Annotated in this window: 18 protein-coding genes and 1 riboswitch; of the genes, 11 read left to right on the top strand and 7 right to left on the bottom strand. The window is 60.1% G+C overall.

What is annotated here, in order from left to right; genetic code table 11:
* Positions 1-181 precede the first annotated feature (181 nt).
* Positions 182-2,983 (bottom strand): hypothetical protein, encoded by a 2,802-nt coding sequence (locus AC5S27_RS00265; protein ID WP_493932619.1) that lies wholly within the window; start codon positions 2,981-2,983, stop codon positions 182-184.
* Positions 2,984-3,601: 618 nt separating this feature from the next.
* Here AC5S27_RS00265 and AC5S27_RS00260 point away from each other — a divergent pair.
* The 4 genes from AC5S27_RS00260 (at position 3,602) to AC5S27_RS00245 (ending at position 7,243) form a co-directional block, all read left to right on the top strand.
* Positions 3,602-4,438 carry a hypothetical protein gene (locus AC5S27_RS00260; RefSeq protein ID WP_493932618.1) on the top strand — a complete coding sequence of 279 codons (837 nt, stop codon included), beginning with the start codon at positions 3,602-3,604 and terminating at the stop codon, positions 4,436-4,438.
* Positions 4,435-4,884: a type II toxin-antitoxin system VapC family toxin gene (locus AC5S27_RS00255; protein WP_493932617.1), complete on the top strand. Its 450-nt coding sequence runs from the start codon at positions 4,435-4,437 to the stop codon at positions 4,882-4,884. The genes AC5S27_RS00260 and AC5S27_RS00255 overlap by 4 nt, the downstream gene beginning before the upstream one ends.
* Before the next feature lie 405 nt (positions 4,885-5,289).
* On the top strand, positions 5,290-6,681 hold the full coding sequence (locus tag AC5S27_RS00250; protein WP_493932616.1) for a DNA polymerase Y family protein: 1,392 nt from the start codon (positions 5,290-5,292) through the stop codon (positions 6,679-6,681).
* Positions 6,682-6,745: 64 nt separating this feature from the next.
* On the top strand, positions 6,746-7,243 hold the full coding sequence (locus tag AC5S27_RS00245) for a 2'-5' RNA ligase family protein (protein ID WP_493932615.1): 498 nt from the start codon (positions 6,746-6,748) through the stop codon (positions 7,241-7,243).
* Between the two features lie 10 nt (positions 7,244-7,253).
* On the opposite strand, the gene AC5S27_RS00240 is transcribed toward AC5S27_RS00245, so the two are convergent.
* From AC5S27_RS00240 to AC5S27_RS00230, 3 genes are all read right to left on the bottom strand, one after another.
* On the bottom strand, positions 7,254-8,276 hold the full coding sequence (locus AC5S27_RS00240; RefSeq protein WP_493932614.1) for a ribonucleotide-diphosphate reductase subunit beta: 1,023 nt from the start codon (positions 8,274-8,276) through the stop codon (positions 7,254-7,256).
* A 245-nt stretch (positions 8,277-8,521) separates the two neighbouring features.
* A complete protein-coding gene (locus tag AC5S27_RS00235) occupies positions 8,522-10,966 on the bottom strand; it encodes a ribonucleoside-diphosphate reductase subunit alpha (RefSeq protein ID WP_493932613.1) in 2,445 nt (814 codons plus the stop codon).
* A gap of 146 nt (positions 10,967-11,112) precedes the next feature.
* Positions 11,113-11,340, bottom strand: a riboswitch (cobalamin riboswitch).
* Positions 11,341-11,533: 193 nt separating this feature from the next.
* Complete coding sequence (locus AC5S27_RS00230; protein WP_493932612.1) at positions 11,534-12,103, bottom strand: DinB family protein; 570 nt, start codon at positions 12,101-12,103, stop codon at positions 11,534-11,536.
* A gap of 149 nt (positions 12,104-12,252) precedes the next feature.
* Here AC5S27_RS00230 and AC5S27_RS00225 point away from each other — a divergent pair, with 149 nt between their 5' ends.
* From AC5S27_RS00225 to AC5S27_RS00205, 5 genes are all read left to right on the top strand, one after another.
* Complete coding sequence (locus AC5S27_RS00225; RefSeq protein WP_493932611.1) at positions 12,253-12,783, top strand: RNA polymerase sigma factor; 531 nt, start codon at positions 12,253-12,255, stop codon at positions 12,781-12,783.
* Positions 12,784-12,809: 26 nt separating this feature from the next.
* The gene (locus tag AC5S27_RS00220; protein WP_493932610.1) at positions 12,810-13,136 is read left to right on the top strand and encodes a hypothetical protein; all 327 of its coding nucleotides are present in this window, start codon (positions 12,810-12,812) and stop codon (positions 13,134-13,136) included.
* Positions 13,137-13,234: 98 nt separating this feature from the next.
* Positions 13,235-13,813 carry a DUF4252 domain-containing protein gene (locus AC5S27_RS00215; RefSeq protein WP_493932609.1) on the top strand — a complete coding sequence of 193 codons (579 nt, stop codon included), beginning with the start codon at positions 13,235-13,237 and terminating at the stop codon, positions 13,811-13,813.
* The gene (locus AC5S27_RS00210) at positions 13,810-14,385 is read left to right on the top strand and encodes a hypothetical protein (protein ID WP_493932608.1); all 576 of its coding nucleotides are present in this window, start codon (positions 13,810-13,812) and stop codon (positions 14,383-14,385) included. Before AC5S27_RS00215 ends, AC5S27_RS00210 begins: the two co-directional genes overlap by 4 nt.
* A gap of 154 nt (positions 14,386-14,539) precedes the next feature.
* Positions 14,540-15,544 carry a glutamate--tRNA ligase family protein gene (locus AC5S27_RS00205; RefSeq protein WP_493932607.1) on the top strand — a complete coding sequence of 335 codons (1,005 nt, stop codon included), beginning with the start codon at positions 14,540-14,542 and terminating at the stop codon, positions 15,542-15,544.
* A 101-nt stretch (positions 15,545-15,645) separates the two neighbouring features.
* On the opposite strand, the gene AC5S27_RS00200 is transcribed toward AC5S27_RS00205, so the two are convergent.
* The 3 genes from AC5S27_RS00200 to AC5S27_RS00190 all read right to left on the bottom strand — a co-directional run bounded on the left by AC5S27_RS00200 (position 15,646) and on the right by AC5S27_RS00190 (position 17,839).
* The gene (locus tag AC5S27_RS00200; protein ID WP_493932606.1) at positions 15,646-16,998 is read right to left on the bottom strand and encodes an alpha-amylase domain-containing protein; all 1,353 of its coding nucleotides are present in this window, start codon (positions 16,996-16,998) and stop codon (positions 15,646-15,648) included.
* Positions 16,999-17,210: 212 nt separating this feature from the next.
* Complete coding sequence (locus AC5S27_RS00195) at positions 17,211-17,636, bottom strand: carboxypeptidase-like regulatory domain-containing protein (RefSeq protein WP_493932605.1); 426 nt, start codon at positions 17,634-17,636, stop codon at positions 17,211-17,213.
* Positions 17,637-17,638: 2 nt separating this feature from the next.
* Positions 17,639-17,839, bottom strand: coding sequence for a hypothetical protein (locus AC5S27_RS00190; RefSeq protein ID WP_493932604.1), 201 nt, complete (start codon positions 17,837-17,839; stop codon positions 17,639-17,641).
* A 162-nt stretch (positions 17,840-18,001) separates the two neighbouring features.
* On the opposite strand from AC5S27_RS00190, the gene AC5S27_RS00185 reads away from it, so the two are divergent.
* Positions 18,002-19,519: a M28 family metallopeptidase gene (locus AC5S27_RS00185; RefSeq protein ID WP_493932603.1), complete on the top strand. Its 1,518-nt coding sequence runs from the start codon at positions 18,002-18,004 to the stop codon at positions 19,517-19,519.
* 38 nt (positions 19,520-19,557) lie between these two features.
* Positions 19,558-20,799 carry a PP2C family protein-serine/threonine phosphatase gene (locus AC5S27_RS00180; protein ID WP_493932602.1) on the top strand — a complete coding sequence of 414 codons (1,242 nt, stop codon included), beginning with the start codon at positions 19,558-19,560 and terminating at the stop codon, positions 20,797-20,799.
* Positions 20,800-20,840 lie beyond the last annotated feature (41 nt).

The raw sequence follows: 20,840 nt of genomic DNA, 5'->3' as shown, positions 1-20,840 counted from the left end.
TACCTTCCTGGCCTGCATCCTCTATGCCTCGTTGACCGGCAAAGAAAAGAACTCGCACCACTAGAGATCTCCGATCTCCGCAAGAAAAAGGCTGCTCCGCGCATGATCCGCCTCTGGCTGTAGAGCCATCGAGTCGAAATCATGCCAGCGGAGCAGCCTATTTTTGTCCAGCTTTTCCGTTTTAGTGGGGAATCTGGATAGCGCTCTGGGTGACAGGAAGCGCGGAAGTGTCCGGCTTAGACGAGCCTGTGCCCGAAGCCGAACCCGGCGAAGGCGAGCCGGTAGCCGGATCCCCAGCAGCAGGCGCAGCGCTCGGGCCAACCGTCGTAACCGGTAGACTCAGCGTCTGCACCGTTTCCGGATCGTCCCGCAACCGCAGATACAGCGTCGCATTCAGCGTAGTTTCCGTCCCCTTGCCTGTCGCCGTCGGAGTCGCAACAGAAGTGGCACTGCGAATCGTATTCGGCACACTCAGCGTGTTCCCGGTGAACTCGGCAGGAACCTCAACCGCATTGTTCATATCCTGCGTAGCGCCGACACCAGTAATCAGGAAGAGGTTGCTCCCCGTAAGCTGGCAGGGCTTAGCCGGATTCCGCGGGCAACGCAACGCCCCCGTAGGCTGAAATCCAGGCAACCGCACCAGCGTCCCCAAGGGCACCCAGTCGCCGGTCACGCCTTCCGCAGAAACAGGCCGCAGATGCACCGGCCCAAACGCAGAAGCTCCAAACCGGGCCAACGGATCGAGCACGGCGACAGCCGTGTGAGCGTCCTCCAGCATCAGGCTGCTGTCGGCAAGGCTGAGCGTCGTCGCAAAGCTGCCATCGACCGCCGCCAGCTCAATCTTCTCCGTACGCGAAAAGTTGTTCGGCACCCGCGAACGCAGAAAGAACACCAGCCGGCGCTGCAGTGGCAGATCGTCCGCGCTTCCAAGGTGCACCGGCGGCACGGCGGAGTCGGCCTCGCCCTCCTCATGCTGCACGCCCTTGCTGAGCAATTCCACCTGGGGCCGCGGTTGCTCGACAGTAGCCGGAACATGCAGCGTGCGCCCATCGCGCAGCGTAACCTTCGCTGAATAGCTGTTCCCAGGCTGCAGCGTCGCAGTCACTCCGGTGGCAGACATATTCAACTGGTCATAATCCTGAACACGATTCAACGCCGCAGGAGCGAAAGTAATACCAGCCAGATCGGCGGCCTCAACCTCGTCAAGCCGCTTGCCCTTCAGAATGGCGATCTTATCTCCAGCGCTCAGGGTAAGGTGCTCAATCGCCGCAGCCTCAGCGTAAGCCTTGAGCGGCAACTCCTCAGGCTTGGCCAGCCCGTACTGGTGGATTGCGATGGTGACCGCGCCGGGCCGCGCTTCCTTGAGCGGGACCCCCACCTCAAGCTGGTCAGGATGAGTCGACTTCCACGTCAGCTTGGTTGGCTTCTCTTCCTCGGGAAGCGTAGCCTGCACCTCGGAAACGCACAGCGTGTTCGCGCCTTGAATATGCAGTGTGTCCTCGCGGCCAATGATCAGAGCGTTGAGATCCGATGTAGGAATGGTCCAGCCACCGGCATGCGGCGCGCGCAGGTGGAAGCTCGGCCCCTGCAGATCGTCAAATCCCCACTTGCCCCGAATCTCCGCAACAACCTCGTCTTCCGGCAGCGCAGGCAACGGGTGGTCAAGCACAAAACCGCCCTGCGAAGGGTCGGGGTGAATGCCGACGTCGATGCCCGTGGAAGTTGGCTTGGCAAGCGGGCTCTGGCCCGGCTTCAAGAGTCCGGGTGCCGCGGGCTCGGATTTGGCCGCGTCCGCCTTCGAATTGTCTTCCGGCTGCTTGGCCTTCGTTTCAATGTGCAGCGTCAAATCGTGCGCCATCGCAGTGGCAAAGACCAGCGGCGCTCCTTCAGCGAGCAGGGCAAGATTCGGCTTGGGACCACAGTATTGCTGGGCCGGGTCAGACGAGTGCAGCGCCGGCTGCTTGGCTGGACCGATCGGTGGCAGAGCGACAACGATGACCGACTTAGGATCACGGAACGAAGGCGGAACGTTCAGCCGCAGGTTCAGCGTGTCCTTCTGCTCCTGAGTAGGTAGCGCCAGCGCGGGAATGTACTGATACTTCGCGGTATGGATGGTGCTCAGAATGCGTGCCAGATCGACCACCGCCCCGACATACGGACTGAACTGCCCGGCGCCACCCAGCGTGGAGTAGCTGATCTGGTTCATCATGTCGGCAGCTGAGCCGTTGACCATCTGGTTGACCACCGATTGCGCGTTGGAATCGTCAAGAACCAGGCCTTCTGTGTGCTGCGTGAGGCAGGGTGCCTGCTGCTCAGTGGGCTTATCAAAGCACTGCTGATCGACCCGGATCCCGAGGGAGCGCGCGGCGAGTTCCGTCCGCTCCTTCAACGTCTTCTCAAACAGGCGGGTGGATTCGTTGTCCTGCATGTGAGCGATCGTCTTCACTTCCGCGAGATAGGCGTCAAGGCGGAGACGATCCCAGCTGGCCTGCTGCAGATCCTGTGCCGCGCGAACAAAGGCGCCCGGGCGGTCATGGACTGCCTTGCGCAGGGTGCTGAAGTCGCCGGTGGTTTCCGGGGCCAGAAAAATGAGCGCCTGCTGCGCTTCTGCAGGAACGACAACAAACACGCCCTCTTCGCGGACGTCGCGAGTCCACGTTTCAACGCGTCTGTACCAGTCGGCTGGCGGAGGATTTGTGGATCCGCGGAGGAAGGATACGACCAGCACATAGTGCGTGGATTGGCTCGCCGGCAGGTCAGGATGGATCCAGAGCCGGTCCCCTGCCAGCAGATTCGGAACCTGCGCAATCGGCAAAGTCTTACCGTCGCGCTGGACATGCACGTCTACCTTTGGCCCGGCAAGATCGAAGGCCGGAGCGTCGGCGCGCAGCCCAACTGCGGACGACACCAGGAGAAGTGCCAAGGAAATACGGTGAGCCCAGGGGGCCAAGCGTGCCATGCGGATTAGGGTTCGCTGCTGCATGCTCTCTCTATTGTACGGATGCATGATTGCAAATGGGTGACGGGTGATCGCAATTGACAATGCCCATGCCGCCGATTGCACCAACGACGAGGCACAGTTCAGACGCCTCGTAAGCTCTCAACTTAAATAGACCCGGTTGCCGGCAGGATGTTGTCCAATGCGGATAAGAAAGGGGATGAGTGCCGTGAAATGCGGCCTCGAGACTTCGTATTACCAACATCTGTGCGGGTTTCTTTAGGGAATGGTGCCATATTGGTCATATATGGCGACCTTTCTTCGGTTGGCTCGATAAGAAGGACTTTCTTCGGGGTAAAATTGCGTCACTGCAGTTTTGTACTTCTGGCCCGTGGTGTTGCCCAAATTCTTTAGAAAAAGTGCGACAGCAACGCAATCTGAATGTCCCCACACTCGTACTTATAACGTGCCGTCCGCATACATTGACGCACTACAGAAAAATTTGCGCAGCAGTTCGCCAGCAGGAACGCAATGTAAATCATTATTACCGGCGACCTTTTCCCTCCGTTCAATACGGTTTCGGCGATGAAAGCTCTCTGAAGAGCATGTTCCGAAATCTGGTTGGGAATGGAAAGGCAGGATGCCGGATATCCGGAGAGACCAATGAAAGCGATACAGGCCAGCGCAATACAGGAAGAACTAGAAAATCTGACGATTCCCGAGGCGGAAGAACTTATCGAGGAAGCGCTGGAAGAGCTGGCGTTTTCGACCGATCCTGGGCTTGTGCGAGCTCTGCGTTTCCTGGCGCCTCCGGGATATCAGGCGATCGTCGAACTCTGCGGCGAGAACGGCCGCAGCAAACGCCGGAATGCCAATGCCACGACTTGGACACCGGAAGAGGACGAGGTCCGGATTTACTTTGAGCGTATCTCCGAAGAGGACGATGCGGATGAGGAAGTTGCGCGTCCGGCGCCGCGGGCGCGAACTGCGCGTGCACCACAGCCGGGGAACCAGGCAAACGTGTATCAGCCCTCCTATGACGAAGTAAACGGGAACAGCAACGGGAACGTGGAAGAAGGTGGCGGACTGCCCCCGGATATCGACGACCGTATCAAAGAGTTGTGTGCCACCCTGGCAGAAGCCGAGCGCGGCGGACATGCATTTATCGCGTTGAAGTGGTTCCGCGACTCTTTCCTGCCGCGAAAAGCCTTCAGCTGGAACCAGAATCCTGAGTCGCGGCAAATGATTCTGGCGGAGGCGATTTTGCGGGGAGTGGTGCTCACCTCGAAGATTCCCAACCCGAAGACCCCCGCGTACCCGACCACGACGATCCGGTTGAACCGGGCTGAGGCCGGTGTGCCTGAGGAAGCGCAGCGCTTCCGTCCCGTGGCAGTCAACGGCGAACCTCTCTCTGCAACGCTGAACGGCCTGGCAGATGGCAACCATGATGAGAACAGCAATGCGGATGACCTGGGAGATGACGACCGGGGGAACCAGTGAACTGTTACTTCCTTGACTCCACAGCCTTTGCCAAGCTGTTTGTGCAGGAATCCGGAACCGATGCGATTATCCGGCTGATGGAAGCGACCGAGGACAACCGGAAGCTGATCTCGGCCGGAACGCCGCTCGAAGTGTATGCGGCGCTGAAGCGCCGCGAGCGCAATGGTGGCATTGCAGTAGCAGACAGTGAGGCCGCCCGCAGCATCCTCCGGGTGGAGGCTGCGCGGATGGTACAGCAGCCGCTCAATCCAGCAGTTCTGGAGGCAGGCCGGCAACTGCTTGACCGGCACGACTTACGCTCCGGCGAAGCGTTGCAACTGGGCGCGGCCGTCGTGGCGCGAGAAATGTTCCAGGGGATGGAGATCGTCTTCGTGAGCGCGGATCAGCGGCTGCTGGACGCAGCTAGGTGCGAGCAGTTCGAAACCTTGAACCCCACGGTGGCTTGAAAGATGTTTCGACAAAAGACTCGGCAGCCTGTTCCTAGGCAGATTTGCGGCGGAACAGTTCGTCTTTTTCCTTACAGCCGCAGCTTGAGCAGCTGAGGCAGCAGAAAAGAAGGATGCCGACGCCTGCGGTGATGAGCACCGCGAGCAGTGTTCCGATCGAGAAGAGTGAGTGCGCTAGGGAATGCATGGGTTCAACCTTATCGGGGAAACTATGGGCCGGCCTTGTTCTCGTGACGCTTTCCCTCCGCCCATAGCGATCATGGTACGCGGGAAGATTTACCGGTCTACCGTTGCGAACAAGTGTAGCACTGGTTTAGGCGCGCTCGGCAAGAGAACAGTTGCCACGTAAGTTGTACTTGCATTTTGGCGAAGAAATAGCGAATATAGGCGCATGGGGTGCTTCCCATGGCTTCATCCGCCTTACCTGTTTCTCCAAATCCGGCACAGTCTCCACCTCCAGCAACATCGCGGATCGCCTCGCCTGAGGTGAACTGGCTGTTTCTCGATCTGAACTCCTATTTCGCTTCGGTAGAGCAGGAGGTGCGTCCGGAACTGCGCGGAAGGCCGGTTGCCGTGGTCCCTTCGCTGGTCGATACAACTTCGTGCATTGCTGCGAGCTACGAGGCCAAGGCGTACGGCGTCAAGACGGGCACCATGGTGAAGGATGCAAAGGAGTTATGCCCTGGCATCGTTCTCCTGGAAGGCCGGCACGAACTCTACACCGAGTACCACCACAAGATCATCGCGGCGGTGGAAGGCTGCATCCCCGTGACCGCCGTGCTCTCGATCGACGAGATGGCCTGCAAACTGATCGGCCGCGAGCGGCCTCTGTTGGCGGCGATGGCGCTCGGGCGGCGCATCAAGGAAGCGATTCGCACGCAGGTCGGAAGCTCGCTACGCTGCTCGATTGGCCTGGCCCCAAACCGCTATCTCGCGAAAATCGCCACCGACATGGACAAGCCCGACGGCATGGTGGCCCTGACGAAGGATGTTCTGGCCGAAGCGTTGCCCACCCTGAAGCTGCAGGACCTGCCCGGCGTGGGCGTGCGGACGGAGAAGCGGCTGAACGAGAAAGGTGTCCGGACGATGACGGACCTGCTCGAAATTCTTGAACGCGAGCACGGCCGGGAGCAGTCCGGCGAACTCTGGGGATCGGTCTGGGGCGAGCGGATGTGGCACTGGCTGCGCGGTGACGACTTCGACCTCGAAGTCAACGAGCACGCAAAATCCGCTGGCCACCAACACGTTCTTGCTCCCGCCTTTCGCAACGAAGAAGGCGCCTGGTCGGTCGCGCATAAGCTGCTGCACAAAGCGGCAATGCGCATGCGCGCCGACGGCCTCTGGGCCAGCCGCATCGGAATCTCGCTGGCCTTTCAAGGCAAGACCAGGATGCGCGGCTCGTCGCCATTCGGTCCCAGCAAATCGGAAAGCTGGTCGCATGAAATGCGACTGCTCGAATGCCAGGACAGTGCCACGCTGATCAGCGCGCTGAAGCGGCTGTGGGACGAACGCCCGCGTGGGCCAGGATACGAGCAGCCCTATTTCGTCAGCGTCGTGCTGAGCGACCTGGTGCCGGATGCGCTGCATTCGCTGACGCTGTTTGACGCGCAGGACGGCACAGATGAGCGGCTGCGGCTTGCGGAGGCGATGGACGGGCTGAACAACAAATATGGGCTGAGCACGGTGGCTCCGGCGGCGATGTTGGCCGCGTACAAGGCTGCGCCTACACGCATTGCATTCCACTCGGTCCCGGAGCTGTTCGATCACTCGGTGAAGGGGATCAGCGAACGGCTATAGAGATGGATTTTGAAATGAAGGAAATAAAGATGACGAGGAAGCCAGCTCTGCGGTTGAAGACGACGTGAGCCAACCGCTCATTTGCACGCTCCGGTTGGACGAAACGGCGCAGGCGTTCTACGAAGACCTGCGCCGCAGGTATTTTCCGCCCGAACGGAACTTGATTCCGGCGCACCTGACGCTCTTTCATCACCTGCCGGATGAGGATCACGTCGATGAGACGCTTGCCGCGGAGGCGGATACAACGGCAGGATTTTCGCTTACGGAGCCAGCCATGCGCTCGATCGGCCGAGGGGTGGCCGTCTTTCTCCAGTCGCGGGCGCTGACTGCGCTGCACGGCCGGCTTTCCACGGCCTTCGCCCCCTACCTCATCCCGCAAGACCGGCAGCGCCTCCGGCCTCACATTGTTGTGCAGAACAAGGTTTCCGCGGAGATGGCTCAGCTCACGCTGCTACAACTCCAGACCGCTCCGTTGATCGAACCACTGGCCGTCGGTCTTACCCTCTGGCGCTACTTAGGCGGCCCGTGGGAGCATCTCCGCGATTTCCCCTTTGCAGGTTGATCCGGTCGGGTTAGAAGTCTTCGTGCTCGAAGCCCACTTCTCCGGCTACTGCTACCTGGTAGGCCGAGACGCGGCGCTCGAAGAAGTTCGTAAGCTCTTGAACATCCTGCAACTCCATGAATCCAAATGGGTTACGGCTTCCGAAGATGACTGGCATGCCGAGGCGGACGACGCGGCTGTCGGCTACGTATTCGAGGTACTGGCGCATCTCGCGGACGGATAAGCCGGCTACGCCGCCGGAAAGCAGATCTTCGGCAAACTGGAGTTCGCAGTCGACGGCTTCGCGCATCATGGTGACGATGTCGGCTTCGAGTTGGGCGTCGAAAAGCTCCGGGTGCTGGCTGCGGACGATGTTGACCACTTCGAAGGCGAATTCGAGGTGGCAGCTTTCGTCGCGGAAGACCCAGTTGGTGCCGGCTGCGAGGCCGTTGAGCAGGCCACGGCTGCGCAGGAAGTAGACATACGCGAACGCCGCGAAGAAGAAGAGGCCCTCGATGCAGCCCGCGAAGCAGACGAGGTTGAGCACGAATTGCTTCTGCTCGGCGGGGGTGCGGAGCTCGTCTAGCTTCTGGATGGAGTCCATCCACTTCATACAGAAGTCGGCCTTCTTGCTGATCGACGGAATATTTTCGACAGCGGCAAAGGCGGCGGCGCGGGCGTCCGGGTCTGGCACGTAGTTGTCGAGCAGCGTGAGGTAGAACTGGACGTGCACCGCCTCCTCGAAGAGCTGCCGCGATAGGTAGAGGCGCGCTTCCGGGGAGTTGATGTGCTTGTAGAGGTTCAGCACGAGGTTGTTGGAAACGATCGAATCGCCGGTGGCGAAGAAGGCGACCAGGCGCTGGATCAGGTGGATTTCGGCGGGCGTGAGGCGTGAGCGCAGATCGACGAGATCGGTCGAAAAGTCGACTTCTTCAACGGTCCAGGTGTTCTTGATGCCGTCTTTGAACATGTCAAAGAAAACGGGATAGCGCATGGGCCGCAGGGTGAGGGAGAGGCCTGGATCGAGGATGCTGAGGGGGGCTTTGGTGGACATGCTGTGACTCCAATTCTTACTGAAAAACAGGGTTTCTGAGTGGTGCAAGAGCGCTCGCGAAATTGTTCCACGCGGAGCATTTTTGGCTGAACTGCGCAGCCCCTGATTGGCTTTGTTCGAAGTGCTTTGTTTTCAGGGGCTTGCAGTTGCGTTGAATTATGGTGTTTTGTGCCTTGTTACAGCGAACGGTAATTTTCGGCGCTGGACTGAATTGTTCTACAACTTTGTTCCACAGCGCCGAAAGTCTACTGGCAGGCCTCGCAGCTTTCGGGATTTTCGAGGCTGCAGGCAATTGCGTCGGTCGCTGCCTGACCTGCGAACGGGTTCAAAACTTCCGCCGGAGGGGCTGTGGGGATGACGCGGTTGGCTACGGCTACCGTGGTTTTGGCGATCTTGGTGGCCGGGCGCGAACGCAGGTAGTAGGTGGTCTTGATTCCCTTCTTCCATGCGTACATGTACATGCTGCTGAGGCGGCCGATGTTGGGCGACTCGGCGAAGAGGTTGAGCGACTGGCTCTGATCGATAAACGCTCCGCGGTCGGCGGCCATGTCGATCAGCGAGCGCATGGGAATCTCCCAGACGGTGCGATAGATGGCCTTCAGTTCCGCAGGAATCTCGTCGATGGACTGGATGGAGCCTTCGGCGATCTTGATGCGGGTGCGCATCTCCTCGGACCAGAGGCCGAGGGCCTTGAGCTCGTTGACCAGGTATTTGTTGATCTGCATGAACTCGCCCGAAAGCGTCTCACGCTTGAACATGTTGGAGATCTGCGGCTCGATGCACTCATAGCAGCCGACGATGGATGCGATGGTTGCGGTCGGCGCAATGGCGATCATCAGCGAGTTGCGCAGGCCAGTGGTCTTCATACGCTGGCGCAGAGCTTCCCAGCGGGCGGTGTCCTTCGGGGTGACGCCCCAGAGGTCGAACTGGAATTCGCCCTGGGCGGCGCGAGTTTCCTGGAAGGCCTCGTGCGGGCCGGACTTTTCTGCCAGCTCAACCGACGCAGACAGCGCATGGAAGTAGATTTCTTCCTGGATCTTGGCGGAAAGCTCGCGGGCTTCCGGCGAATCAAAGGCCCAGCGGAGCTGGAAGAAGACATCCTGCAGACCCATGACACCGAGGCCTACCGGGCGCCAGCGGCTGTTCGATCCGGCGGCCTGCGGTACCGGGTAGTAGTTGATGTCGATGACGCGGTCGAGCATGGGCACGGCGTGGCGAACGGTCGCGGCGAGCTTTTCGAAATCGAACCTGGCCACTCCGCCCTCAACGGTCAGGTGACGGCCGAGGTTGATGGAGCCGAGGTTGCAGACGGCGGTTTCCTTATTGGAGGTGACTTCGGTGATCTCGGTGCAGAGGTTCGAGAGATGCACCGTGTTGCCCGGAGCGCCAGTCTGGTTGCACTTGATGTTGCAGGCGTCCTTGAAGACCATCCAGCCGTTGCCGGTTTCTGCGAGGGTGCGCATCATGCGGGCATATAGGTCGCGGGCCTTCACCTGGCGCTGGTAGAGCTGCTTTTCTTCGGCGGCGACGTAGGCGGCTTCAAAATCCTTGCCGTAGAGGTCGGTGAGGGTCGGGACATCCTTGGGATCGAAGAGCGACCACATGCCGTCTTCATCGGCGCGGCGCATGAAGAGGTCGGGGATCCAGTTGGCGAGATTCAGGTTGTAGGTGCGGCGGGCTGCGTCGCCGGTGTTGTCGCGCATTTCAAGAAAGCTCTCGACGTCGGCGTGCCACGGTTCGAGGTAGACACAGGCTGCGCCCTTGCGCTTGCCGCCCTGGTTGACAGCAGCGACAGAAGCGTCGAGGGTGCGGAGCCAGGGAACGATGCCGTTCGACAGGCCGTTGGTAGCGCGGATCAGCGAACCTTCGCTGCGGATGCGGTGGAAGGCGAGACCGATGCCGCCGGAGAACTTCGACAGCAGCGCGATCTGCTTGTAGGCGTCGTAGATGGAGTCGAGCGAATCGAGCGGCGAGTCGAGCAGATAGCAGCTGGACATCTGGCTGTGCTTGGTGCCGCTGTTGAAGAGGGTCGGCGAACTGGGAAGGTAGTCGTGCGAGGCCAGCAGGTTGTAGAAATCGACGGCTTCGTTCACGCGGGTCGAGAGGCCGGAAGCCACGCGCATGAAGAAGTACTGCGGTGTCTCGGTCACTTTGCGCGTGATGGGGTGGCGCAGCAGATAGCGGTCATACACGGTGCGCAGGCCGAAGTACTCAAACCGGTCGTCGTAGCGGTCGTCGATGGCGGCGTTGAGCTTGCGGGCGTTGGCCTGTACGAACGCAGCTGCGTCGGCGGAGACAACGCCTTCGCGGTTGCCGATTTCGACCGACTGCGAGAAGGAGTAGATGTTCTGGCCGGCGACTTCCTTGGCGATGGTGGCCATGAGCAGGCGGGCGGCGAGGCGCGAGTATTCCGGCTCCTCGGCGATGAGCGACGCAGCGGTCTGGATGGAAATGGAGTCGAGTTCGCGGGTCGAGGCACCGTCGAAGAGGCCGCCAATGGTTTTACTGGCGACGCGGATGGGGTCGACGTGCGGGAGGCCGTGGCAGCAGCGCTCAACGGCGCGGACGATCTTGTTCACATCGACGGGCTCATAGCCGCCGTTGCGCTTGCGGACCTGCATCTGCGGTGCGGCGTCTGTGGGGGGGAAGTTCGAATCGATTTCGGCGAGGGAGTGCTGCAGTGTGGCCATTGGGGAATGGTCCTTTCTTCGAAGGTATGACCCGGTTCTGATGCCGGTGTGGTTCCTAATTCATGGCCGGGGAGTGAAAACGGACGGGGCTAGCTGCGTTCAACAAAAACGAGCTTTCCTCACCCGGCCTTCCCCTCGGAGGCGTGTGCGTGTTTCGACTCTTGGCAGGGCAATACAGCAATTCTGGGACTTGCAGGCTGCCTAATAACTCCGGCTTCCCAATGCTTTACCGGTCCATGGCGGAACCGGGATTGCACCAGTGCCATGTCGGAGCGTTCGTTCCTGTTTACCGCTGCGGGGCAGTTCCGGAAGTTCGCCGGAGTCCCTTTTCAAATGCAGGTGTGAGTTGCATTACCAAAAGACTTACCGACTATATCGTGAGTCCGATAGCGGGTCAACATCTATATGTTGTGGTCAGTGTGGAAATTGGGCCTATTGCCGTAACTGATTTATTCTCAATATCTTCGCTTTTTATTCGCCCTAAATTTGAGGCAATTATAGTCTCAAGCCGGTGAAGACAGAGGTTGAAAACTCATCTTTTGTGTTGGAATCGCACCAGATTTGGAACTAGGAGTGGAGCGAGGAACGGACCAGGTCGACGGCCTGCTTTGCCTGCCAGAGGTGCCGGCGTTCATGGGCCAGCAGAATGTGGACGCCTGTGACCAGACTGAACCGCAACCCTGGGATGAAGGGGTTGGCGAATGGGATTCTGGCCAGGTCGAGATCGGCGTTGGCATTGAGAAAGGATCGTATTTCCTGTTGGGATTGGAAAAAGCTGGCGGAGGCTTCGGCGAGGGTGGCTGACGCGGATGGCTGGATGATGGCGGGAGCCTTGATTTTGCGGCCCGGCTTCACGGGTGGTTCGAGGAGGCTGGTGAAGAGGCGGCCGAAGATGCCCGGTTTTGCCGGGCGGCGGCGCATCTTCCCGTTGGCCCTTGCGGTGGCCGCGGCGGTGAGCATGTTGGCCAGGTAGGCGCGATTGGTGACGGCGAGGTGGTCGAGGCACTCGGCGGCGCTCCAGGAATTGGCTGCGGGCCGTTGGCTTCCCTGCTCCGGCGTGAGATGCGTGGCGAAAGCCGCGGCCTCGCTGGCGGCGAAGGCTAGCTGTTCTTCGAGAAGCTGGATATCGGGTGTCATGATCGGGCGTACAGCGAGCCTGCCCATTCTCAGGTGTGGCGAATGGGGATGGCAAGGCTGAAAATTTCTGCGGAAACATCTTTGCGAAAAAAATCGTATGGCATTGCATCCGGATGGAGAAGTTTCTGCGGATTAGAGAGTAGAGGCACATGGGAGAGACGTTGAGCTGGCAGCCGGACTTCGAAGAGCTCGTGGACGAGCACCAGTCGATGGTTTTCTCGATGGCATGGCGTATTACGGGAGATCACGGGTTGGCGGAGGAGATCGCGCAGGATGTTCTGCTCGAGCTGGACCGGCACCTGCCTCGTTTAGGCTCGGCGAATCATGCGCGCTACTGGCTGCGGCAGGTGACGCTGCACCGCTCGACGGACGCGTTGCGGCGGAAACGGACGAAAGCTGCCAGCCTGGGCACCGATGTCTGGGAAGAACTTGAGGAACGGCACGGCGTGGTGGAGATGGATCGTGAGTCGCCACTGTCTGTGCGCATGGAACAACTGCTGGCGGCATTGCCTGAGGCCCAGCGTGCGGCGATCGTCCTGCGATACCAGGAAGATATGTCGCCCGATGAGATTGCGGTGATGATGCGGGCTCCGGTGGCAACGGTGAAGAGCAATCTGCAGCGCGGGTTGAAGCTGTTGCGGGCCAGGGCTCAGCAGACATTGAAGGAGTTTGTGCGATAAGCGCGACAGCCATGGAGCATAAAGATATGGACGAGATGCAGGATTTTGAAGTCAAGCTGCGGCAGGCGATGCAGCGCCAGGATGCTCCGCTGGGGTTGAAGCAGCGGGTGCTGGCGCGGGCTCGGGAGCGGCGGCGGGCGGAGTCGAGGCCGTGGTGGAGAGTTCACTTTGCGCAGCGGATTGCGGCTTCGCTGGTGCTGGTGGCGGTGTGTGGCGGGGTTGCGGTGTACCACCAGCAGATGGAAGAGCGCCGTAAGGGAGAAGAGGCGCGGGCGCAGGTGATGATGGCGCTCCGGATTACGAGCAGGACGCTGGACCGGGTGAACGAGAAGCTGGCGGACGACGACAAGTAGGCGGGCCAATCCCTGAGGGGCTCTTGGCCCCGGGGATCAACGAGAGCGCGGGCTCTCAACAACAAAGATGGCCCCGATACGGGAGAAAGTGGGACGAGATGAACAAGATGAAGCGGAGCGCGATGTGGGCAGGGATTGTGGGTTTGGGGATGGTGGTGTCGGGATTGGTGTCGGCGGCTGCGTACGGACAGGATTCCTTGCCGGCGCCCTCGCCGATTGAGAAGACGCTGGCGGCGCGGGCTTCGCATGTCACGGAAGTCACGCTGGACAAGAATATGCTGGCGTTCGCGGCCAAGTTCATGAAGGACGACAGCGACAAAGATGCGCGGAACATGGTGCAGAACCTGAAGGGCGTCTACGTTCGCGAGTATGACTTCGACAAGGAGAACTCGTATACAGCGGAGGAGTTGGAGGGACTGAGGAAGTATTTTCAGGGCTCCGACTGGTCTTCGATGGTGCATGAGAGCACGAAAGGCAAGGCCTCCGGGACGGACGTTTTTGTGAAGATCGTGAACGGGCAGATGCAGGGATTGTTTGTGCTGGATGCGGAGGAGAAGCAGCTTTCGCTGGTGCTGATCCTGGGGCCGATCGACATCGACAAGATTGGCGAGCTGGGCGGTAACTTCGGGATTCCCAAGAGCGTGGCGAAGAAGGCGCAGAAAGAGGCCGGCAAATGACACAGCAGAAGAAATCTGGGATGTGGAAGGTGGCGCTGGTTCCCGTAGGACTGGTTGCGGTGATGACTCCGGCGATCATGCTGGCTGCGAACGGGGCGGGCATGGGCGGCGGCGGGTTTGACGAGGTTGTTCGCGGGATCGAGCACCGGTACCACGTCCATGCGAACAAGATTCCGTTCATGGGGCTGATCAGCTTTGTGGCTGGGCGGGCTACGCATGGCGGGGTTCGCGGGCTGCATGTGGCGGAGATTGAGAATGTGGACGGGCCGATCGACGGGGACGAGTTCAATGCCCTCGTTGAAGAGAAAGCCGGCAAGGGCTGGCAGCGGATCATCCGTGAGACGAGCCGCAAGGGCGACGATCAAAACCTGATCCTGGTGCGGCCGGAGGGCGACCATCTGGGGATGCTGGTGGTGAGCCTGGATGGGCGCGAGATGAATGTGGTGCAGTTGTCGATGAATCCGGATCAGCTGACGGATGAGATGGCGAAGCACCGGCATCATCGGGATGACGACAGCAAAGATAGTGAGAGCAAGGAGCACGACGAAAAGGATTCTGGCGAGGGGCAGTAGGGTTGGTACCCCCTTCGTAGGGGCAACAGCGGACTCCCTTCGGGAATGACAACCAGAAAAACAAGGACAACGGCAAGAGCAACAGCGCGGCGCGCGGATTGGGTACCAAGATGACCCTATCCGCGCGCCGAGCTGTCTGCGTAGACTGAAGGCTGTGGCCACGCAGAGATATCTTCCGGGGTTTGAGCGAACGGTGGAGGGGTACCGGGGGCGGCTTGCGCCTTCGCCGACCGGGCTGCTGCATGTAGGCCATGCTCGGACATTCTGGACGGCGTACCAGCGGGCGCGGGATGCGGGCGGAACGCTGGTGATGCGGATGGATGATCTTGATCCGGAGCGTTCAAAGGTAGAGTATGCCGAGGCGGCGATTGAGGATCTGCGCTGGCTTGGGATTCGCTGGCAGGAGGGTCCGGATAAAGCTGGCGTGAGCGCCGGCTGGAGTTCGGGTTGGGCTGGGCCGGGGAAGAATGCTGTCGACAGATCTGGCATGGGTGGGCCTTTTGGGCCGTACTGGCAGAGCAAGCGGCATGGGCTGTATCGGGATGCTTTTCAGAAGCTGCTGCGGAGAGGGTATCTGTTCCCTTGCCGGTGTTCGCGGAAAGAGCTGGCGATGGCTGCTTCTGCTCCGCATGAGGGCGCTGCTGGCGGCGTTGCCGGATTGGATGATGAGCCGGTCTATCCAGGGACCTGCCGACATTTGAGTGCAGAGACGGCGCAGCTGCCGGGGCCAACGGCAAGCAAGTATGGGCCGGAGGCGGCCAACTGGCGTTTTCGTGTGCGGGATGGCGTGGCGGTTGAGTTCTATGACCAGAACCTGGGCCCGCAGCGGTTTGTGGCCGGGGTAGACTTCGGTGATTTTCTTGTCTGGCGTCGGGATAATGTGCCGAGCTACCAGCTCTCCTGCGTGGTGGATGATGCGGCGATGGGGATTACCGAGGTGGTGCGTGGGGCGGATCTGTTAAAGTCGACCGCGCGGCAGATTCTGCTCTTCAAAGCGCTGGGGGTGGCTGCTCCGAGCTGGTTTCATTGCTCGCTTGTGGCAGACCACAATGGGCAGCGGCTGGCGAAGCGCTTCGACTCGCTGAGCCTGCGGGCGCTGCGGCAGCGCGGGCTTACGCCGATGAATGTCCTTTCGGCGGAGTTGCCGGTGATGGCTTAGAGATCACGGTGGCCCATCCTTCGCAGGTTCGCGAAGAGTAGGCTTCCCGCATTCGTCTATTTGCATAGCAGGAACTGAGTCCGGTTGGCGCCGCTGAGCCTCTACTCGAAGACAGGAACGTAGACGGCGTAGCCTCTGGGTGGTGCTGGGAATTCTGCGTTGCCGTCTGCATCCGTGGTGCGTTCGTTTGGGAGGGCCTGGTCGTGGCCATCCCATGCTACTGGCTTAAATTTCTGGTTGGGCCATTGGGTCTTCACGACCGTCCCACTCCACTTGTCGCCGAGGTTGTTCAGCACATAGATGAGGCCGGGCTGGTCGATCGGTGTAGGCTCTTCCGCCTTGTAGCCGACGCGCTGCATGATGTAGAGATCCGGGTCAGCGTGGAGGATCTGCGAGTCGCCGCCGGCGTTGCTGTGGTGCACTTCGATGAGTGCGTCGATGCCGTTGGGCGTTCCGCTACGGGCCAGCTGGTTGTTGTAGTAGTCGTACCAGAAGACGCAAGGGTAGCCTTCGTGGACCATGATGAAGGAGTAGGCAAGCATCTTGTCGTGAACGATCGTGTTGTCGCCCATGTCGTGGTTATCGACAAAGGTGGCGGCATGCATGGGCCGGTTCATGACGACGGAGCCTTCGCCGGTGAGGTTGCGCAGATCGTAATTCGGCGTGTCGCAGACATCCTTGAGCTTGTAGCGCAGAGGGAAATCGAAGGCCATGATCTGGTTGTCGGTGAGGCCGTTGACCTTATCGATCCACCCCTGAATATCTTCTGCTCCGGACCACATTTCACCTACGACGAAGGGCGTGAATTCCTGGCCGTCCTTCACGTAGCGATACTTTGAGAGCAGGCCGATGATCCACGCGCCGAAGCCTTTAACGAAGTCGAAACGGAAGCCGTCGAAGCCCAGCTCTTCAATGAGGAAACGGGCGTACTCGAACATGTGCTTGTAGACATGCGGGTTGCGATGACAGAGATGCGGGAAGCCGGCGAAGTTCTCGCCCTCCATCATCACCTGCTCGTAACGGCTGGGGTGAAAGCAGTTCCAGTCGCGAGGAAACTGACCGCTGGCGGGCGTGAACTTGGTCCAGCGCTTCTGGCCGTCGAGTGGATTGACTTCCTCTTCGTCCGCACCGGAGTTGTGGTTGATGACCATGTCGGCATAGAGGCAGATTTTGTGTTCATGGGCTTTGGCAATGAGAGCTTCAAGTTCAGCGCGGTTGCCAAAGAGAGTCTTCTTGCCGCCCTTCTGGTCGTAGTCGCCGAGATCCCAATAGTCGTAGGGATCGTAGCCCATCGAGAGGTCACTGGAAGCCTTGGAAACGGGCGGCAGCCAGAGCGCTGTGAAGCCAGATTTTCCAAGTGCCTCAATGTGTTCCGAGACGAAATTCCACCAGTTGTGTTCCTGTTTTTCGTTCTGGGGTGCGTCCCAGTAAAAGGCCTGCATCATGACTGCCATAGGTAGTTCTCCTGTATCGATTGCTCTGTATGGGGATGCAGCCGGGTAAGCCGCGATGAGCGTGATTACAGGTTCTCTGATGCCGGGATGTCCGGAACGGCTGCTTGCTGGAGGGCAGTCCTGGTCGTCAATGTTGATCCAAGGAAAGTTTCAGGAGAATTTCGATCATTTGGATCGACCCGGGCTTCAGCTCTGAAGCCCGGGCGCTGCGGTTACTTCAGCTTCAGTTCGTACTCGACCTGTTTGCGGGAGTCGAAGGAGCTTACGGTCTTCACAGGGCTCTTTTTACCGGCGTGCTCGGCCCACACTTCATAGTCGTCAACCATGCCGACCTGGGCGAAGCGGAATCCTCCGTCGGGTGTGCTGGTGAAGCTCTTCACCGTCTTGGATTTCACATTTTTCAGGAAGACAGTGGCGCCGGCCACAGCCGTATCGCCGTCGTAGACCTTGCCGAGGATGGTGCGCTGGCTGAAATTCTGGGCTTCCGCTACGGGCGGCGCCAGCATGCTGTTGTGGCGCGCGCTGCCGATGGGGAGCATGCCCACCACGGTGGCGGACAGCAGGATGGCAAAGATCAGAACTGTCTTGCTGTGGTGCATCTTCTTATGATTTGGCGTGCTGCGAGTTGGCTTGCTCAAGTTCACTCCTCTTCCTCTTCTTCATCCAGGAACTCGTCATCGTCTTCGTCGAGGTCATCGCCATCGACTTTGGCCAGTTCCAGGGGTTCGGTTCCGACGATTTCGTATTCGGAGCCGCATTCATCGCAGGCGACGATATCGCCTTCTTCCACTTCATCTACTTCAATGTCCAGCGGGTTTTCACACTCCGGGCAAACGGCCATGGGTCCTTCTCCTTTCGCGACACCGGGCGGGCACTCTCCCAAGCATTATGATGACAGCATTGCGCGGTGCGACTCCGCTAGTTTTAGAGAAAAGCCGTTTGGGGGTCAAGGCCCCGGCGGCACTGAAACGGGCGGCGATGGGCGCGAATTGGAGAAAACTGCATGAATCTGCTCAGGTTCCCTCGTGTGGCATTCGCCACGGTTGCCCTTCTGTCTTCCTTTCCGCCCGGGGCTGCCAGTGCTGGCCTCTTCCTTCTCTTGAACACAGGAATTGCCTCCAGGGTTGCGGTCGCGCAAGTTGCTCATGCCGATTATCGTCTGCATGCCGCAGCCGTGAAGCCGGCTCCGGCAGACCCGGCGATCGCGAAGGCGCTGAACGAAATCTCAGAAGCGCGCATTCGTAAGACGATTGAGACTCTGGTTGGTTTTGGCACACGCAGCACGCTCTCCAGCATGGAGACGGATTTGCCGCCGGGAACGGGCATCAAGCCGGCAGGAGACTGGATCTTTGCACAGTTCGAGGAAGTCTCGAAGGAGTGCGGCGGGTGCCTGGAGGTGAAGCGCGATACGTTTATGGCTGATCCCAACGCTGCCGCCGGGACGCCGTGGGCCAAGCGCATTCCCAAGCCGACAGAGCTGACCAATGTTTACGCGATTCTGAAAGGGACAGACCCGGTCGCTTCGAAGCGGATGTACCTGGTCACGGGCCACTACGACTCACGCAATTCGGACACGCTGGACGATCATGGCAAGGCTCCGGGGGCGAATGATGATTCTTCGGGCGTGGCGGTTTCGCTGGAGTGTGCCCGGGTGCTCAGCAAGCTCAAGCTGCCGGGATCGCTGGTGTTTGTGGCTGTGGCGGGCGAGGAGCAGGGGCTGGTCGGCTCGGCGCATCTTGCGAAGGTTGCCAAGGAGCAGGGCTGGAAGCTCGAAGGCGTGCTGAACAACGACATCGTCGGTGGCAACACGACGCCCGGTGACACGCTGCAGCGCAAGGATGTGGTGCGCGTTTTCTCTGAGGGCATTCCTGCCACAGCGACTCCCGAGCAGGTAGTTCGGATTCGAGCGCTGGGGTCAGTGGACGATGCGCCGAGCCGCCAACTGGCACGGGCGATGGCGGATGCGGCGCGGAGCTACCTTTCCCCGATGGATGCCAACGCGCACTTTGCGCCGTTCCTGGTGTCGCGGCCGGACCGGTATCTGCGCGGGGGCGACCACACGAGCTTTAACCAGCAGGGATTCACCGCGGTGCGCATCACCGAGTGGCGCGAAGACTACAACCACCAGCACCAGAACATCCGCGTGGAAAATGGCGTTCAGTTTGGCGACCTTCTGCAGTTTGTCGACTTCGGCTATGTGGCAAAGGTAGCCAAGCTGAATGCGGCGACACTGGCTACACTGGCCGCTTCACCGGGGATTCCGGTTGAGCTGAAGGTCGAGGCGACCAAGCTTGAAAACGGAACGACGCTGAGTTGGAAAGCCCCTGAAGGCGCGCCGGCCGGCATCCACTACGAGTTGCTGTGGCGGGAGACGACGGCCTCCGACTGGGAGTATGTGCAGACGGTGCCGGCGGCCGAGGGGGTGGTGACGCTGACCGTACCTGTGTCGAAGGACAATGTCGTCTTCGGAGTGCGGGCGGTGGATGCGGCGGGACATCGCGGGCTGGTGGCGACGCCTTAAGCGAACGGCGTTGGAGTATTGTGGCTGGCCGAGAGCGAATGTCTGCTATGGTGCTGGCTATGACGATTCGCTCGGCCATCGGTTGGTTGATGAAGCCTTCGGGACGCTGGGGACATTTGCAGCAGGTCCCGATGCGGCAGCTCTGGATGCTGATGGTGGCGGTCTTTCTGCTCTTCAGCGTGATCGGGTTTTACATCGATATCATCAACGGCGGCGCCTTGCCGTACGTCCTGACCATCGTGTTTGCGATTGTCAGCGGCCTGAACGCCATGACGTGGATCATCGTGCTGGCCAGGCTTCCCGTGGTGTTCCTTTTTCCACTGATCGCAGTGCAGTTTGTGGTAAGCGACGTGAACCGCTGGATCGGTGAGGGACTTGAAGGGATTTTCAACTTTCCCTCGGTTCCGGCTGAGAATGGGCTGCATTTTGCGGGTACCGCCATCATGGTTCTGGTGGTGTCGTCATACATTCTGCTGGCGCGGTACATGGGCGTGACCGGGAAAGAATCCGTCCGCATCAAGAACGAGCTGGCGCTGGCACACTCGATCCAGAAGACGCTGGTGCCGCCGGTAAGCTTCACGTCAGCCTGCTTTGAGGTGTACGGCATCTCGGAGCCCAGCGAAAAAGTGGGTGGGGATCTGGTGGACGTGGTGCAGCTCGCGGGCGGAGATACCGTGGCCTATCTCGCGGATATTGCCGGACACGGGCTGCAGGCGGGGATCCTGATGGGAATGCTGAAGACGTCGGCGCGAACAGCACTCACCGACGGAAACGGCGCTGTGGATGGCGCGGTACTTTCCATGCTGATGCAGCGGCTGAATACTGTGCTGCCGCAGGTGAAGGAGGCGCATATGTATGCCACCTTTACCGGTCTGCGGCTGAATGCGGATGGGCAGACGTTCTTTGGCATGGCCGCCAGCCCGCCGCTGTTGCACTGGAGCGCGGCGCGGCGCGCCATGTCACGTATCGAGGAGCAGCAGTTTCCGCTGGGGCTGCTGCCGGTATCGGATTTCCCATCGAGCCGGCTGGGGATGGAGCCCGGCGACCTGGTCGTGGTGGCGACAGACGGCATTCTGGAAGTGACGGCGCCGCTGACCAACGCGGCGAAGCGCGCCAAAGATGATGCTGTCGAGTACGGCGCAGCGGGACTGGAAGAGCTGATTGCCCGCCAAGGCGACAAGCCGCTGCCGGAGTTGGCGGCTTCCATTCTAAAGGCGGTTCGGGGGTATGGGGCGCAGTTCGACGATCAGACGCTGTTGCTGGTGCGACGCAGGGTGTAGCGATCATACGGCCGCAGCCGATATGACATGCAGGCTGCGCA

The organism is Acidicapsa borealis (assembly GCF_059115245.1).
This window is presented reverse-complemented; position numbering and strand designations above follow the sequence as displayed.

What these genes read in the sequence shown, in the direction of transcription:
- AC5S27_RS00265 (WP_493932619.1), bottom strand. Translation starts at nt 2,983, where the DNA reads ATGCAGCAGCGAACCCTAATCCGCATGGCACGCTTGGCCCCCTGGGCT.
- AC5S27_RS00260 (WP_493932618.1), top strand. Translation starts at nt 3,602, where the DNA reads ATGAAAGCGATACAGGCCAGCGCAATACAGGAAGAACTAGAAAATCTG.
- AC5S27_RS00250 (WP_493932616.1), top strand. Translation starts at nt 5,290, where the DNA reads ATGGCTTCATCCGCCTTACCTGTTTCTCCAAATCCGGCACAGTCTCCA.
- AC5S27_RS00240 (WP_493932614.1), bottom strand. Translation starts at nt 8,276, where the DNA reads ATGTCCACCAAAGCCCCCCTCAGCATCCTCGATCCAGGCCTCTCCCTC.
- AC5S27_RS00235 (WP_493932613.1), bottom strand. Translation starts at nt 10,966, where the DNA reads ATGGCCACACTGCAGCACTCCCTCGCCGAAATCGATTCGAACTTCCCC.
- AC5S27_RS00230 (WP_493932612.1), bottom strand. Translation starts at nt 12,103, where the DNA reads ATGACACCCGATATCCAGCTTCTCGAAGAACAGCTAGCCTTCGCCGCC.
- AC5S27_RS00225 (WP_493932611.1), top strand. Translation starts at nt 12,253, where the DNA reads ATGGGAGAGACGTTGAGCTGGCAGCCGGACTTCGAAGAGCTCGTGGAC.
- AC5S27_RS00220 (WP_493932610.1), top strand. Translation starts at nt 12,810, where the DNA reads ATGGACGAGATGCAGGATTTTGAAGTCAAGCTGCGGCAGGCGATGCAG.
- AC5S27_RS00215 (WP_493932609.1), top strand. Translation starts at nt 13,235, where the DNA reads ATGAACAAGATGAAGCGGAGCGCGATGTGGGCAGGGATTGTGGGTTTG.
- AC5S27_RS00210 (WP_493932608.1), top strand. Translation starts at nt 13,810, where the DNA reads ATGACACAGCAGAAGAAATCTGGGATGTGGAAGGTGGCGCTGGTTCCC.
- AC5S27_RS00200 (WP_493932606.1), bottom strand. Translation starts at nt 16,998, where the DNA reads ATGGCAGTCATGATGCAGGCCTTTTACTGGGACGCACCCCAGAACGAA.
- AC5S27_RS00190 (WP_493932604.1), bottom strand. Translation starts at nt 17,839, where the DNA reads ATGGCCGTTTGCCCGGAGTGTGAAAACCCGCTGGACATTGAAGTAGAT.
- AC5S27_RS00185 (WP_493932603.1), top strand. Translation starts at nt 18,002, where the DNA reads ATGAATCTGCTCAGGTTCCCTCGTGTGGCATTCGCCACGGTTGCCCTT.
- AC5S27_RS00180 (WP_493932602.1), top strand. Translation starts at nt 19,558, where the DNA reads ATGTCTGCTATGGTGCTGGCTATGACGATTCGCTCGGCCATCGGTTGG.